15 protein-coding genes and 1 pseudogene are annotated in these 15,154 nt (G+C 66.8%); 13 read left to right on the top strand and 3 right to left on the bottom strand.

Going from position 1 to position 15,154, the window contains the following annotated elements:
• Window positions 1-202 precede the first annotated feature (202 nt).
• On the bottom strand, window positions 203-1,192 hold the full coding sequence (locus tag HWX08_RS18585) for an RDD family protein (protein ID WP_174920312.1): 990 nt from the start codon (window positions 1,190-1,192) through the stop codon (window positions 203-205).
• A 205-nt stretch (window positions 1,193-1,397) separates the two neighbouring features.
• Between HWX08_RS18585 and HWX08_RS18580 the strand changes: the two genes are divergently transcribed.
• The 3 genes from HWX08_RS18580 to HWX08_RS18570 all read left to right on the top strand — a co-directional run bounded on the left by HWX08_RS18580 (window position 1,398) and on the right by HWX08_RS18570 (window position 2,893).
• Complete coding sequence (locus HWX08_RS18580; protein WP_244122718.1) at window positions 1,398-1,616, top strand: hypothetical protein; 219 nt, start codon at window positions 1,398-1,400, stop codon at window positions 1,614-1,616.
• A 223-nt stretch (window positions 1,617-1,839) separates the two neighbouring features.
• Window positions 1,840-2,190, top strand: a complete 351-nt coding sequence (locus HWX08_RS18575) for a hypothetical protein (RefSeq protein WP_069259039.1) — start codon at window positions 1,840-1,842, stop codon at window positions 2,188-2,190.
• A gap of 142 nt (window positions 2,191-2,332) precedes the next feature.
• Complete coding sequence (locus tag HWX08_RS18570) at window positions 2,333-2,893, top strand: hypothetical protein (protein ID WP_107310783.1); 561 nt, start codon at window positions 2,333-2,335, stop codon at window positions 2,891-2,893.
• On the opposite strand, the gene HWX08_RS18565 is transcribed toward HWX08_RS18570, so the two are convergent.
• The gene (locus tag HWX08_RS18565; protein WP_069259041.1) at window positions 2,894-3,769 is read right to left on the bottom strand and encodes a LysR family transcriptional regulator; all 876 of its coding nucleotides are present in this window, start codon (window positions 3,767-3,769) and stop codon (window positions 2,894-2,896) included.
• A gap of 161 nt (window positions 3,770-3,930) precedes the next feature.
• On the opposite strand from HWX08_RS18565, the gene HWX08_RS18560 reads away from it, so the two are divergent.
• Window positions 3,931-5,259 (top strand): DUF3422 family protein, encoded by a 1,329-nt coding sequence (locus HWX08_RS18560; RefSeq protein WP_174920313.1) that lies wholly within the window; start codon window positions 3,931-3,933, stop codon window positions 5,257-5,259.
• A gap of 23 nt (window positions 5,260-5,282) precedes the next feature.
• A complete protein-coding gene (locus tag HWX08_RS18555) occupies window positions 5,283-5,486 on the top strand; it encodes a hypothetical protein (RefSeq protein ID WP_174920314.1) in 204 nt (67 codons plus the stop codon).
• A gap of 107 nt (window positions 5,487-5,593) precedes the next feature.
• Here the strand turns inward: HWX08_RS18555 and cynR are convergent, their stop codons facing one another.
• The gene (cynR, locus tag HWX08_RS18550; RefSeq protein ID WP_107310786.1) at window positions 5,594-6,523 is read right to left on the bottom strand and encodes a transcriptional regulator CynR; all 930 of its coding nucleotides are present in this window, start codon (window positions 6,521-6,523) and stop codon (window positions 5,594-5,596) included.
• A 113-nt stretch (window positions 6,524-6,636) separates the two neighbouring features.
• Between cynR and HWX08_RS18545 the strand changes: the two genes are divergently transcribed.
• The 8 genes and pseudogenes from HWX08_RS18545 (at window position 6,637) to HWX08_RS18515 (ending at window position 15,130) form a co-directional block, all read left to right on the top strand.
• The gene (locus tag HWX08_RS18545) at window positions 6,637-7,296 is read left to right on the top strand and encodes a carbonic anhydrase (RefSeq protein ID WP_174920315.1); all 660 of its coding nucleotides are present in this window, start codon (window positions 6,637-6,639) and stop codon (window positions 7,294-7,296) included.
• Between the two features lie 30 nt (window positions 7,297-7,326).
• The gene (gene cynS / locus HWX08_RS18540) at window positions 7,327-7,797 is read left to right on the top strand and encodes a cyanase (RefSeq protein WP_069259046.1); all 471 of its coding nucleotides are present in this window, start codon (window positions 7,327-7,329) and stop codon (window positions 7,795-7,797) included.
• A 638-nt stretch (window positions 7,798-8,435) separates the two neighbouring features.
• Window positions 8,436-9,557, top strand: coding sequence for an ABC transporter ATP-binding protein (locus HWX08_RS18535; protein WP_244122728.1), 1,122 nt, complete (start codon window positions 8,436-8,438; stop codon window positions 9,555-9,557).
• A gap of 10 nt (window positions 9,558-9,567) precedes the next feature.
• Window positions 9,568-10,434: pseudogene (locus HWX08_RS34405) on the top strand (ABC transporter permease subunit); the annotation flags it as partial.
• Window positions 10,435-10,530: 96 nt separating this feature from the next.
• A complete protein-coding gene (locus tag HWX08_RS34400; RefSeq protein WP_425128495.1) occupies window positions 10,531-11,172 on the top strand; it encodes an ABC transporter permease in 642 nt (213 codons plus the stop codon).
• Window positions 11,169-12,008: an ABC transporter permease subunit gene (locus tag HWX08_RS18525; RefSeq protein ID WP_069257757.1), complete on the top strand. Its 840-nt coding sequence runs from the start codon at window positions 11,169-11,171 to the stop codon at window positions 12,006-12,008. Before HWX08_RS34400 ends, HWX08_RS18525 begins: the two co-directional genes overlap by 4 nt.
• A gap of 117 nt (window positions 12,009-12,125) precedes the next feature.
• Window positions 12,126-13,712: a DUF3138 family protein gene (locus tag HWX08_RS18520; RefSeq protein WP_174923035.1), complete on the top strand. Its 1,587-nt coding sequence runs from the start codon at window positions 12,126-12,128 to the stop codon at window positions 13,710-13,712.
• Between the two features lie 98 nt (window positions 13,713-13,810).
• A complete protein-coding gene (locus HWX08_RS18515) occupies window positions 13,811-15,130 on the top strand; it encodes an NAD(P)/FAD-dependent oxidoreductase (RefSeq protein ID WP_174923037.1) in 1,320 nt (439 codons plus the stop codon).
• Window positions 15,131-15,154 lie beyond the last annotated feature (24 nt).

The raw sequence follows: 15,154 nt of genomic DNA, 5'->3' as shown, positions 1-15,154 counted from the left end.
TGGACGTGTGTTCCATCTTGTTCAACGGGCGCAGCGATTCGACGTGGCGACGCCCGATGCGCGCTTCGCATGGGCCTGCAATCGCCGCAATCACTGGCCGCGTGCGCCGGCGCCGGGATCGTTGCTTGCGCTGCGCGCCCTTCGCTTTCGTCCGATGGACGGGCACGGCTCAATGGGGTGAGCGGCGGTCACGCTTGCATCGTCACGTCGACCCGGTGCCGACAGTTGCGGCCCATTCGGCAGGCGAGCGCCCCATGAAAAACTGGTTTCGCCACGTCGCAATGCCAAGACTGACTGCGCGGACACTGACCACGTTGACGAGATCCTGCTGCCGCAGCCAGGCCGATGCAGAAAGCGCTGCGTGAGCAACAGCGGTCGCCCCGGCCTTGTTCAGCATCGTCGGCGTACTCGTGACCACGGTGATGGTGGCGACCGTTTTCGCCGTCTGGCCCGCTGGGCCGACCGCACGCATGTTGCCGATCCAGACGCCGCTCTGGAGCACGCCCGGAACGCTGGATGCCGCACGCTGGATCTGATGGATATCGGCCAGGCGATTGTCATCGATCAGCCGCGTTGCCGCAAAACGACTGCCGACGAACAAAAGCACGCCAAGGACAGCCAGGATTGCCCAGTGCTTTCGGCTAACCGGAGCGGCGTCCTCGACAGGGGCCGCGACTCGCACGACCCTGCTGGCGGTGAGCAGATCCTGTACGGACTGGCGGCTCGGCCTGTTGAACGCGAGCAGATACAGCAATGCGATGCCCCAGAAGAACATGATCGCGCCGTTTGCGGTGGCGAGCCATTCCATGCCCGGCTCGTGAAGCGCGGGCAGGTCGATGAAGGCGATGCCGCCGAGTATCAGCGGAACGGCGATCAGCGCGTACCGTGCCCACGCGCGAAGGTACCCGGGACCGGATCCGTCAGGGGCTACGCTATCGGCGACGCGGATCTGCATCACCCGCTTGCCGAGCGACTGGTGCCGATTCCGGCCCTCGAGCAGGCCAAAGTAAATGGAACCGATCAGGAAGCCGATCAGCCTTCCCCATTCGCCAATCGTCGAAAGGGCATCGAAGAACAGAATCGCGATCGCCAGCCCGATCAGTCCGAGAATGATCGAATCGATCGAAAAGGCGGCGGTTCGTCGCCAGAAACCGGCAGCGCCGTGCGATTTTTGGTGTTCGTTGCGCTCCATTGGCGTAGCCCCCGATACGTTGTGTTCGTCGAGCCATTTGGGCTCGTTGCGGCGCGTGGCCGCAGTATTGCATTTCCCCGTACCGCCACGGCGGTGACACGCAGATCATATAGACCAGCCTGCCGTGGAACTGCAAACTATTGTGAGCAATGCGCAAGCGCGAGCGTCCTTCGTCCCGCAAGCGGCTTGTCTACGATCGACCCGAATGCGGTACGGCGTGCGCTGCCGGATGATCGATCGCTGCACGCTGCCCGGGAACTGGCGCGTGCTCGACGACGCGGACGGGTTGCCGCCGCTGCCCGCGGCCGACCTCGAACTGCATCGGTCGCCGGGTATCTGCGATCCGCTGACCGACGATCTCGTGTCGCTGCGCGAGTCGATGGTCGACGCGCGGCGGCGCGCGTCGCTCGAAGCGTTCGTGTAGCGGGGCCGGGCGGCCGCGGCGCCAGCCGACGCCGACGCGAGCCGTGGCGCGCAGTTACCGTGCGTGCAGGCGGAACGTGCCGCCTGCCGCCGGCTTCCTGCCGGTGCGTGATATGTCCCCATGCCGTTTTTTGCACCGGCGCCCCGTTTTTTTGCACGCCGTTTATGCGGGCTCTTCTAAGCTCGGGATGTGTCGAACAGCCGAGACGGCTTCCGTCCGCTCCATGACCTTCATCCATCCCGTTCCCACCTTCGATGTCGCCGGCCGCCAGTTGCGCGCCCGCGCTCACCCCGATGTCATCCCGCTTGCGCCGCCGCGCCCGCGCCTGCAGTTGCCGGTCACGCTGACGGCCGACTCCGGCGAACACGCCCGGGCCCGGCTCGCGGCGCTGCTGCATTCCCCGCTCGGCGTGTACGTCGTCAGCGCACGGGCCGTGCGCGACGTGATCCACGTGCGCTTCGACATCGCGCCGGAAGACCTGGAATTCACGCTGCACATGCTGATCGCGCAGCAGACCGACGCGGTGATCGGGCCGGTCGCGCGGCGGTTGCGCATTGCACCGAGCACGCGGTGACGCAAGGAACGATTGTTGCTCGTTCCCGTATGGCTTGTCCGCACCGCCGCCCGAGCGGCTGGCGCCGTTGCCGCCCGCCGGCAGGCGACGGACAGGCGTGCGGCGCCGCGGGCGCGGCGCCGATCATGAATACGGAGGGGTCATGGGCCTCATGGAAGCAGTGCATATCGCGCGGCCGGAAGGGCGCCGCACACGGACCGCGTCGTTGCCGTCGGGCCAGCAGCTCGCGCGTCAGCTCCTGACGACGGTGCGTGTGGCCGAAGTATTGCTGCATCAGGCGATCGTCCTGCCGCCGCGGCATCAGTGGTCGGTCGACACCGAGCGGGTCGACGCGATGGGCGGTCCGCTCGAGGCGTGGGAGACCTGCGTGACCTGGCGTATCGGCAAGGTGTTCCCGGCGACGGTCAGCCCGGCCGCGCGCGTGAACGATCCGCATCAGGTGGCGGTCGAGATCCGGCTGTGCCTGCCCGAACAGGCGTATGTGGCCGAGCGGCGCGTGAGCATTTTCGGCCATCACCACGGAAACCGGTTCGGCGCGACGCTGTCGGTCGCCTCGGGCGCGCAGTGGGGCTGGCAGCGTGCCGAGCATCTCGCGCCGGCACAGCGGCAGGTCAGCGGCGCCACGCTCGAAGCGCTTGTCGACGCGATCGCCGCGAACGTCAATGCGGCGCTGGCCGCGGCCGGGTTCGGCCCGACCCGCTGATCACGCGTCGCCGGCCTGCCCGGTCTGCCGCTGCAGGTCTTCCATCAGCTGTTCCGCGAGAAAGTCGCACGGCGGCCGCTTCGACTTGGTGCTGCGCGCGAGGATCAGTTCGAGCGGCGGCAGGTCGGGCAGCCCGTGCGAGCGGCCGAGCATCGACAGTTGCGCGGGAATCGCGCAGCGCGCGAGCGGCGCGACCGCGAGGCCGGCCTCGACCATGCTGAGCAGCCCGAGCAGGCTCGGGCTTTCATAGGACGTGCGGTACGGCACCTTTGCGCGCTCCAGGCTGCGGATCGCGTTCTCGCGCGCGACGCTGCCCGGCATGAACACGGCGATCGGCAGCGGCCGCTCTTCCCACACGCGCGGCCCGTTCGTCATCGCGGCCCACGCCATCGGCTCGTGCCGGATGAAGTCGCCGGACAGCCCCTTGATGCGCGTGCCGCAAACGAGATCGACGGTGCCGTCCTTGATCAGCGGCGCGAGCGCGCTGCTCGGCAGCCCCATCACCTGGATCTCGACTTTCGGATAGGTCGCGGAGAATTTCTTCAGGACCGACGGCAGCAGCGACGACGCATAGTCGTCCGGCACGCCGATCACGACTTTACCCGTCACTTCCGGCCGCACCACGGCCGCCCATGCCTCGTCGCGCAGCGCCAGCATTCGTCTGGCGAATCCCAGCAGCACCTCGCCCTCGCGCGTGAGCACGATGCTGCGCGGCTTGCGCACGAAGAGCGGCCGCCCGATCGCGTCCTCCAGGCTCTTGATCTGCATGCTGACGGCCGACTGCGAGCGGTTCACGGCTTCGGCGGCGCGGGTCATGTTGCCGGTCTCCGCGACGGCGACGACGGTGGCCAGCACGTCGTGATCGAGCATCTTCATGGGTATCAGGAAAACTGAACGTAACGATCAGCATTATGCGTTTTTATTGTTGCTGTGTGTCTGCCATAGTGCGATCACGCTGACGTTACGCCCGAGGGCAACGCGGCGTTCGGGCCGGTCGATCCGGCGTGCGGCACTGAACAGGAAAGCGTGGTGTATCGATGATCGACCATCCGTTGCGCGCGGCACTGGCTGCGGAATTGCATGCGCGGCCGTTCCTGCGGCTTGCGGAAGCCGTGTCGCTCACGCATTACGCGATCTACGCGGACGGCCAGCCCGACATCCACGAAACGCTGCTGCACGCGCTGTGCTGCGATACCGGCCTCGCCGCGCCGCACGAAGGGGCGACGCACCACGCGGTGCAGTCGCCGAGCGGCTGGCATCTGAAGTGGGAGCGCCACACCGAATTCTCGACCTTCACGTTCGTCGCACCACGTCGCGACACCGGCTATTTCGACGATCTCGCGATCGAAGGCATTCCGGCCGCGTGGTTCGCGCGGCTCGCCGGTATCCGCTTCGTCGCGGTGCGCATGGAGTTGCTGTCGGGCGACGCCGCGCGGCTCGTCTGCGGTGACCTGCGCCGCTGGATCGACGGGCCCGCGCTCGTCGGCAGCAACGTGCTCGGCGGCGGCAAGGTGTTCTGCGACTGGCACGTGCGCGACGACGGCTTCATGCGTTTTCTCGTGGTCGACGAGGATTTTCGCGAGGAGCAGGGCGGGCGGCTGCTGCAGCGCCTGTATGAAATTGAAACGTACCGGATGATGGCGCTGCTCGCGTTGCCCGTCGCGCGCCGGATGAGTCGCGAACTCGACGAGATCCACGCGGCGCTGCACGCATTGATGCAACAAATGGACGCGAGCGGCGCCGACGGCGACGACACCGCGCTGCTCGTCAAGCTCACGCATCTTGCGGTGCGGGTCGAATCGCTGTCGGGATCGGGCGCGCGCTTCAGCGCGTCGCGGGCGTACGAAAAGCTCGTGCTGGCGCGCATTCACGAACTGCGCGAGGAGCGCATCGAAGGGATGCCGACGATCGCCGAATTCATGGAGCGCCGCTTCGCGCCGGCGATGGAAACCTGCCGCAGCGTCTGGGCGCGCCACGAGCAGATCGCCGCGCGCATCGCGCGGGCGGTCGACCTGCTGCGCACGCGTGTGAATCTCGCGCAGGAAAAGGACGTGACGCGCCTGCTGGCGGGAATGGAGCGCACCGCGCGCAACCAGCTTCACTTGCAGCATGCGGTCGAAGGGCTGTCGGTGGCCGCCATTTCGTACTACGTGCTGTCGCTCGCGACGGCGGCGTTCAAGGCGCTGCACGTGATGAACCTGCCGGTCGATCCCGAACTGGCGGAGGGCCTGCTGATCGCGCCGGTCGTGTTCGCGGTGATTCACATCACGCGGCGCACGCGTGCGCAGCTTGCGCGCTCGGAGGCCGCGCACGACGGCGCGCCGGTGCATGCGGCGGCTTTGAATCAGGTTGGTTCGGGTTTCTAAAAAAATCACGTAAAGGAGTGGAGATGACTTTTTCGCAGAAGCAATCGGGGTTTTACAGCGGTTTCGATGCCGCATTCGACGAACCGGCACCCGATGATTCGGGCGCATCCGGCGAGCCGCGCGTGACGTCCTATCAGGCCGTGCTGCAGGAGCCGATGACATCGCTCGTCGGGAATACGATCGACCGGCCGGACGTCGCGGCTGTCGCGATTCTCGGATACAACTGACGCACGTTCCGTTCGCGTCGGTTCAACGCCGCGCGCGCGTTTCGTTCGAGTGACACGTCGGACTTCCGCGCGCGGCGGCGTGGCCTGCCGCGCCGCATGGCTGGCATTCAGCCGGCTGTCTTCTCGCGCGTCGCACGCGCATGGCCTTTCCCCTTCGGTTTTCCCGCCCCGTACGCGAGCGCCAGTTCGACGAACGCGCGCGCGGCCGCGCTCCGGTATGCGCCCTTGCGCTGCAGCAGCACGGCCGTGCGGCGCAGCACGGCCGGGTCGAGCGCAACGGCGGCGAGGTCGTCGTGCCCGGTCGCGATCGTCGCGGGCAGCAGCGTCGCGAGATTCGTGCGGCGCACGATCTCGATCACCGCACCCAGCGAATTCGCTTCCATCGACACGCGCGGCCGCACGTCGTGCTCGCGGAAATAGCGGTCGATCTGCACGCGTGTCGCGAACTCGGCCGTGAGCAGCACGAGCGGCGCGTCGTGCAGCGCGCGCAGGCCGGCCTTGCGTTTCCCGGCGAGCGGATGCCGGCGGTTCACGACGAGCGCAAGCGTTTCGACCAGCAGCGCGTGCGCTTCGATATCGGCCGTCTGCACGCCGTCGAACGCGATGCCGACGTCGAGCGCGTCGTCGACGAGCAGCGCCTCGATGCGTTCCTGCGACATCTCCTGCACCGACAGCGACACGTCCGGATAGCGGCCGTGAAATGCCTCGACGAGCGGCCCGACCAGATAGCTCGTGAAGGTCGGCGTGACCGCGATGCGCAGCGAGCCGCGGCTCAGATCCTGCACGTCGTGAATCGCGCGCCGGCCTTCCGCGAGATCGTGCAGCGCCTGCCGCGCATAGCGGAAATACACGTCGCCGGCGTCGGTCAGTGTCGTCACGCGCCCGGTGCGGTCGAACAGTTGCGCGCCGAGCGTCTCCTCGAGCTGCCGGATCTGCTGCGACAGCGCGGGCTGCGACACGTGCAGCGCGGCGGCCGCGCGCGTAAAGCTGCGGTGCTCGGCGACGGCCAGAAAGTAGTGGATATGGCGCAGCAGCATGGCGATTCCTATAAGACTGGCTTATCGACTGGATCATAAATCAGTCTTTTACGTTATCGGAAGTCCGGCGTAACCTGCCCTTCATCGAATTCACCTGCACCGGAGAACACACGATGAAGGACATCATCGACGGCTTCCTGAAGTTCCAGCGCGACGCCTATCCGGCGCGCGCCGCGCTGTTCCGCGACCTCGCACGCAGCCAGAACCCGCGGGCGCTGTTCATCTCGTGTTCGGACAGCCGGCTCGTGCCCGAACTCGTCACGCAACGCGAACCGGGCGACCTGTTCGTGATCCGCAATGCCGGCAACATCGTGCCGTCGTACGGCCCCGAGCCGGGCGGCGTGTCGGCGTCGGTCGAATACGCGGTCGCCGCGCTGCGCGTGACCGACGTCGTGATCTGCGGCCATTCCGACTGCGGCGCGATGACCGCGATCGCCACCTGCCAGTGCATGGACCACATGCCGGCCGTCGGCCACTGGCTGCGCTACGCGGATTCGGCGCGCGTCGTGAACGAGGCGCGCACGCATCGCAGCGAGCGCGAGCGGATCGACTCGATGGTGCGCGAGAACGTCGTCGCGCAACTGGCCAACCTGAAGACGCATCCAGCCGTGCGGCTCGCGCTCGAAGAAGGGCGCGTCGCGCTGCACGCCTGGATCTACGACATCGAATCGGGCTGTATCGACGCCTACGACGGCGCGACCGGCCGGTTCGTGTCGCTCGCGGACCATCCCGATGTCCGCGCCACTCCCGCGACGCTCGCCGTCGCGGCCTGAATCGCTCCCACCCCACCACGAGGAATTGCCATGATCCAGTCCCAGCACAGTCAGACAGCCCGCCACGCGCTCGCGGAGGCCGTCGTGCTCGCGAAGGCGCGCAAGAACCTGTCGTTCGCGCAGCTCACCGAAGGCACGGGCCTGAGCGAAGCGTTCGTGACGGCCGCGCTGCTCGGCCAGCACGCGCTGCCGGCGGACGCCGCGCGCAGCGTCGCCGACAAGCTCGGCCTCGACGACGACGCGGTGCTGCTGCTGCAGACGATCCCGCTGCGCGGCAGCATCGACGATCGCGTGCCGACCGACCCGACCATTTACCGCTTCTACGAAATGCTGCAGGTGTACGGCACGACGCTGAAGGCGCTCGTTCACGAGAAGTTCGGCGACGGCATCATCAGCGCGATCAATTTCCGGCTCGATGTGAAGAAGGTCGACGATCCGGAAGGCGGTTCGCGCGCGGTGATCACGCTCGACGGCAAGTACCTGCCGACGAAGCCGTTCTGACGCCGGCGCGGCGCCGCAGCAGCGCCGCGCAGATTCCCGCTCGACGTGATAGGCGAAGCCGATCGCGGCGCGCCGGTTGCCGATCGTGCAGCAGAAGCACGGCGATGCGATCGCCGTCTACCCGCGCCGGCAGAAACTGAACGCGGCGTGACGTGACCTGTGCAGCGCCCCGGCCGCACATGGCAGCCGCCCGGCTGCTCGTTTTCCCCACCCTCCGTTTCGCCCGGCGGCGCACCGTGCCGCCGGGCGCCCGCGCCGGTATGCGGCGCCCGGCTTTCCGGTCTCCCAAACATCGATCCCGTTCAATGTCCGGAACGGAAATCCGCGATCCAAAAGGTTTTTGACGGGTTTAAAAATTCGCACTGGAGACGACGAAAACGTGCGGAAAGCCCGATGAAAACCGATGAAGTCTGCATGACAGCCGGCGCGGCGACCCCGACACGTTGCGCCTGATCTTTGCCGATCGACGCGCGGTGCCTCACACCTGTTTCGTTGCGCCATTCGTTCCGGACGAGGAATCGCTCGATCCCTCTGCGCCGGCACTGCGATCGCCGACCGATCGCGCCTGACGCCTGAGATTCGCTTACTGCTTAAAACGGACCATCATGAAACGGGATTCATTCAGTACACCTGATGCGATGCATCGTCCGGCGACGGATACGCTCAAGCCGAACGACGCTTTCGTGCGCATCGAAAACGTCGTGAAGAAATTCGGCGACAGCACGGCCGTCGACAACGTGAACCTGACGATCGCGAAGAACGAACTGTTCGCGCTGCTCGGCAGCTCCGGCTGCGGCAAGTCGACGCTCCTGCGCATGCTCGCCGGGCTGGAAACGGCCACCTCCGGCAAGATCTTCGTCGACGGCGAAGATCTTGCCTCGCTGCCGCCGTACCGCCGCCCGGTGAACATGATGTTCCAGTCGTACGCGCTGTTCCCGCACATGTCGGTCGAATCGAACGTCGCGTTCGGCCTGAAGCAGGAAGGCACGCCGAAGAACGAGATCAAGGAACGCGTGGCCGACGCGCTCGCGCTCGTGCAGATGAGCAAGTACGCGAAGCGCAAGCCGCATCAATTGTCCGGCGGCCAGCAGCAGCGCGTCGCGCTCGCGCGTTCGCTGGTCAAGCGCCCGAAGCTGCTGCTGCTCGACGAGCCGATGTCCGCGCTCGACAAGAAGATCCGCCAGAAGACCCAGCTCGAACTCGTGAACATCATCGAGAAGGTCGACGTGACCTGCGTGATGGTCACGCACGACCAGGAAGAGGCGATGACGATGGCCAGCCGCCTCGCGGTGATGAGCGAAGGCAAGATCGTGCAGATCGGCTCGCCCGGCGAAGTCTACGAATACCCGAACAGCCGCTTCTCGGCCGAATTCATCGGCTCGACCAACCTGTTCGAAGGCCGCGTGGTCGAGGACGAACCCGATCACATCTTCGTCGAAAGCGACGACCTCGAAACGCGCATGTACGTGAGCCACGGCGTGACCGGCCCGCTCGGGATGCCGGTCGGCATCTCGGTGCGCCCGGAACGCATTCACGTGTCGCGCGAGAAGCCGGGCTCGAAACACAACTGGGCGCGCGGCGTCGTCACCGACATCGCGTACATGGGCAGCTACTCGCTGTACCACGTGCGCCTGCCGAGCGGGAAGACGGTCGTGTCGAACCTGTCGAGCTCGCACCTGATGAACGACGGTGCGCCGGCGTGGAACGACGACGTGTTCGTGTCGTGGTCGCCGGCCAGCGGCGTCGTGCTGACGCAGTGAGGACACGATGATGAGAACCTCCGCTTCCACACCTTCCGCGCCGGTATCGACGGGCGCCGCGGGCGCCGGCGCCGGCCGCGCGCGCCCGGGCCGCTTCGCAGCGCTGTCGCGCTTGTTGCCGTCGGGCCGCAGCGTCGCGATCGGCGTGCCGTTCCTGTGGCTTGCCGTGTTCTTCGCGCTGCCGTTCGTGCTGGTGCTGAAGATCAGCTTCGCCGACCAGGTGATGGGCATCCCGCCGTACACGTCGCTCGTCGAGTTCAAGGACGGCGTCGTGCACTTCGCGCTGCAGCTGTCGCACTACGCGTTCCTGCTGCAGGACGACCTGTACATCGCGACCTACCTCAGCTCGCTGAAGATGGCCGCGGTGTCGACGGTGCTGTGCCTGCTGATCGGCTATCCGATGGCGTACTACATCGCGCGCTCGGAACCGAACCGCCGCAACGTGCTGATGATGGCCGTGATGCTGCCGTTCTGGACGTCGTTCCTGATCCGCGTGTACGCATGGATCGGCATCCTGAAGGACGACGGGCTGCTGAACCACACGCTGATCGCGCTGGGCATCATCCACACGCCGCTGCGCCTGTACCACAGCGACGCGGGCGTCTACATCGGGATGGTCTATTCGTACCTGCCGTTCATGGTGATGCCGCTGTACGCGCACCTGGTGAAGATGGACCTGACGCTGCTCGAAGCTGCGTACGACCTGGGCGCGAAGCCGTGGGTCGCGTTCACGCGGATCACGCTGCCGCTGTCGAAGAACGGGATCATCGCCGGCAGCCTGCTGGTGTTCATCCCGGCGGTGGGCGAGTACGTGATTCCGGAGCTGCTGGGCGGCGCCGACACGCTGATGATCGGNTACACGTCGCTCGTCGAGTTCAAGGACGGCGTCGTGCACTTCGCGCTGCAGCTGTCGCACTACGCGTTCCTGCTGCAGGACGACCTGTACATCGCGACCTACCTCAGCTCGCTGAAGATGGCCGCGGTGTCGACGGTGCTGTGTCTGCTGATCGGCTATCCGATGGCGTACTACATCGCGCGCTCGGAACCGAACCGCCGCAACGTGCTGATGATGGCCGTGATGCTGCCGTTCTGGACGTCGTTCCTGATCCGCGTGTACGCATGGATCGGCATCCTGAAGGACGACGGGCTGCTGAACCACACGCTGATCGCGCTGGGCATCATCCACACGCCGCTGCGCCTGTACCACAGCGACGCGGGCGTCTACATCGGGATGGTCTATTCGTACCTGCCGTTCATGGTGATGCCGCTGTACGCGCACCTGGTGAAGATGGACCTGACGCTGCTCGAAGCTGCGTACGACCTGGGCGCGAAGCCGTGGGTCGCGTTCACGCGGATCACGCTGCCGCTGTCGAAGAACGGGATCATCGCCGGCAGCCTGCTGGTGTTCATCCCGGCGGTGGGCGAGTACGTGATTCCGGAACTGCTGGGCGGCGCCGACACGCTGATGATCGGGCGCGTGATGTGGGATGAATTCTTCAACAACATGGACTGGCCGATGGCGTCCGCGGTGACGGTCGCGATGGTGATGCTGCTGCTGGTGCCAATGGCGCTGTTCCAGTACTACCAGGTCAAGGAACTGGAGGACGCGAAATGATCAAGCCGAGCAAACCGCTGTCGACGGGCGTCCTCGCCTTCGGCTTCCTGTTCCTGTACATCCCGATCATCAGCCTGGTCGTGTACTCGTTCAACGAGTCGAAGCTGGTGACGGTGTGGTCGGGCTTCTCGCTGAAGTGGTACGCGGCGCTACTGGACGACGACGAGCTGCTGAACGCCGCGTGGCTGTCGTTGAAGATCGGGCTGATGACGGCCACCGCGTCGGTCGTGATCGGCACGTGGGCGGGCTTCGTGCTCGCGCGCTTCGGCCGCTTCAAGGGCTTCACGCTGTACACGGGGATGATCAACGCGCCGCTGGTGATTCCGGAGGTGATCCAGGGTATCTCGCTGCTGCTGCTGTTCGTTGCGCTGGAGCAGATGTTCGGCTGGCCGAAGGGGCGCGGGATGGTGACGATCTGGATCGGTCACGTGATGCTGTGCGTGTCGTACGTGGCGATCATCGTGCAGTCGCGGGTGAAGGAGATGAACAAGTCGCTGGAGGAGGCGGCGCTGGATCTGGGCGCGACGCCGCTGAAGGTGTTCTTCGTGGTGACGCTGCCGCTGATCTCGCAGGCGCTGCTGTCGGGGTGGCTGCTGTCGTTCACGCTGTCGATCGACGACCTGGTGCTGTCGGCGTTCCTGTCGGGGCCGGGCTCGACGACGCTGCCGCTGGTGGTGTTCTCGCGCGTGCGGCTCGGGCTGAACCCGGAGATGAATGCGCTGGCGACGCTGTTCATCACGGCGGTGACGATCGGCGTGATCGTCGTGAACCGGATGATGATCATGCGCGAGCGGCGCCGCATCGCCGACATGAAGGCGGCGTTCGCGGTGGCGTGATGCGCCGGCCGCCTCTTCGCAGATAACAAGCACTACAGACAAAGCAACACGCGCCGCCCCAGGGGGGGCGCGCGATTCGATTCCGATTCGACAGGTGCACGACAAGGAGAATCCGCAATGAAGAAGAAACTGATCTGCCTGCTGGTGGCCGGCGCGTTGCCGGGCATCGCGCTGGCCGGCTCGACATCCGCCGAGATCAAGGCGCTGCAGGCGCAGGTCGCGGCGCTGCAGAAGCAGATGAAGGCGATGCAGGCGCAACTCGCCGCGAAGCCGGGCGGCACGGCCGTCGCGACGTCCGGCGCGAGCGCCGGTACGGCCGGCGGCGGCAAGGTCGTCGCGACGGCCGCCGATCCGGGTTCGCCGGATTACGGCAAGGCGCAGGCCACGCTGACCAACGACGAGGTCAGCGAGATGAAGCAGCAGATCGCGAACCAGCAACTGAAGGTCGATTCGCTGACCGACGCGGCCAGCACGGGCCCGCTCGCCGGCCTGTCGGTCACGGGCTACATCGACCCGACCTACATCTACAACCGCGCGGCCGGCACGTCGTCGTTCCTGTTCGCGAACCACGAGAACGCGTACAACTACTTCAACAGCACGTTCGGCGATCTCTACCTCGACATCAAGAAGACGTTCGGCGTCGGCCCGATGGCGCCGTCCGCGGAAATCACGCTGATGCCGAACCGCGGCAACGGCATCACGCTGCTGCAGAACTCGCGCGGCTCGATCACCGACAACCTGCTGAACACGGCGGTCATCAACGTGCCGATCACCGCCGAAACGACGCTGGTCGCCGGCCTGATCCCGAGCTTCGGCGGCTACGAGGTGCAGCAGTCGAACCAGATGCTCACGCTCACGCACAACCTGCTGTACGATTTCTCCGACCCGGGCAGCTACGTCGGTATCGGCGCGAACTACACGAAGGGCAACTGGGCGTGGAAGTTCTTCCTCGGCAACGAGCAGTACCGCACGTACGGGTCGGTCACGCAGACGGGCACCAACGCGCTCGGCGATCCGATCACCACCAGCAACAAGGTGCCGACCTTCACCGCGCGCGCGGACTACACGTGGTCGAGCGCGCTCGACCTCGGCGGGTCGTTCAACATCGGGCGCCAGACGCTCGCGAGCGCGATCGATGCGGACGGCACCGTCCACTACGGCCCGGGTGGCGCATCGCCTAGCGCATACGGTTCGTTCTTCTTCGGTGAACTCGACGCGACCTACACGCTCGCCGATATTCAGTACAACGCGGAAGTCGACTACGGTCGTCAGCAGCATGCGGCGTTCAACGGCGGGCTCGCGCAGTGGTACGGCCTGTCGCTGCTCGCGCACCGCAAGTTCAACGCGCCGGTGGTCGGTCGGATGGGCGTGACGCTGCGCTACGACCTGCTCGCCAACTCGAAGAACGGCGGCGGCGGCGGCGGCATCGCGCTGAACGGCAACGGGATGGACCCGAGCAACGGCTTCGGCGTCGACGCGGACTGCCTCGCGATGTCGAAGGCCGGCGGCGGCCTGGGCTTCGAGTGCAAGGGCGCGGTGCGCCAGGACGTCGCGCTCGACCTGCTGTTCTATCCGACCCAGCAGATCACCGTGAAGGTCGAATACCGGCATGACTGGGCGAACAACAAGGTGTTCCTGCGCAACGACGGGTCGTACGGCAAGTCCAACGACCTGCTCGCCACGCAGTTCATCTATTCGTTCTGACGCGGCTCGCGCGGGACGCCGTGCCGCGCGCATGGCGTCCCGCGCCGTTTTCCGGGCGACTGCGCGCAGGATGCAGTCTTTTCGAGGGAGTGAGTTTCATGACGCAGTCTTTCACCCGCCGCGCCGATGCGCTCGCGCACGACTCGTACTACGAAGCGACGGCCGTGCGCCCCGCCGAGGACGACCGCGCGGCCGACGCTCCGGCGCTCGACGGCACGATCGACGTCGACGTCTGCGTGATCGGCGCCGGCTTCGCCGGCCTGTCGACGGCGCTCGACTGCCGTGCGCGCGGGCTGTCGGTCGCGGTGATCGATGCGCACCGGCCCGGCTGGGGTGCGTCGGGCCGCAACGGCGGCCAGGCGATCACCGGCTTCGCGAAGGACGAGGAGATCGAGCGGCAGCTCGGCGCCGACGGCGCGCGCGCCGCGTGGGCGCTGTCGCTCGACGGCGTCGCGCTGATCGCCGAGCGGATCGCGCGCTACGGGATCGACTGCGATTTCACGCGCGGCTACCTGACGGTCGCGACCAGGCCGCGCCGCGTCGACGACCTGCGCACGTGGATGAGCGCCGCGACCCGGCGCTGGGGCCATCCGTCGCTTGCATGGCTCGACACCGGCGAGATCCGCGCGCGCATCGCATCGACGCGCTATCTCGCGGGCGTCTACGATCCGCTGTCGGGCCATCTGCATCCGCTCAAGTATTGCCTCGGCCTCGCCGATGCCGCGCGCCGCGAGGGTGTCGCGCTGTATGCGCACACGCCGGCGCTCGACGTCGTGCGCGGCGCGCGGCCCGTCGTGCGGACGCCGTCGGGCGACGTGCGCTGCCGCTTCGTCGTGTCGTGCTGCAACGCGGGCCCCGGCGGCGTGCTGCCGGCCGCGACCGCCGCGCGCATCGCGCCGATCGCGTCGTACATCATCGCGACCGAACCGCTCGGCCACGCGCGCGCCGACGCGCTGATCGCGCAACGCGAAGCCGTGTGCGACAACAACTTCTTCCTCGACTATTTCCGGCTGTCCGCCGACCACCGGATGCTGTTCGGCGGCCGCGCGAATTCGGCCGGCGCATCGCCCGCCACGCTCGCCGACACGATCCGGCGCCGCATGGTCGGCGTATTCCCGCAGCTCGGCGACGTGCGCGTCGACCACGCATGGGGCGGCTTCGTCGACGTCACGCGCAACCGCGCACCGGATTTCGGCGCGCTCGATCCGAATTTCTTCTACGTCCAGGGCTTCAGCGGGCACGGCGTCGCGCTCACCGGTATCGCCGGACGCGCGGTCGCCGGCGCGATCGCGGGCGACACGCGCGCGTTCGACCTGTTCGCGCGCTTGTGCCACCGGCGCTTTCCCGGCGGCGACGCATGGCGGCAACCCGCGCTCGAACTCGGGATGCTGTACCACCGCGTGCGCGAGCTGTTCTGAGCCCAACTTCTTCCGTTCTCCCGA

It is taken from the genome of Burkholderia metallica (genome assembly GCF_902832845.1).
Taxonomy (GTDB): Bacteria; Pseudomonadota; Gammaproteobacteria; order Burkholderiales; family Burkholderiaceae; genus Burkholderia; species Burkholderia metallica.
This window is presented reverse-complemented; position numbering and strand designations above follow the sequence as displayed.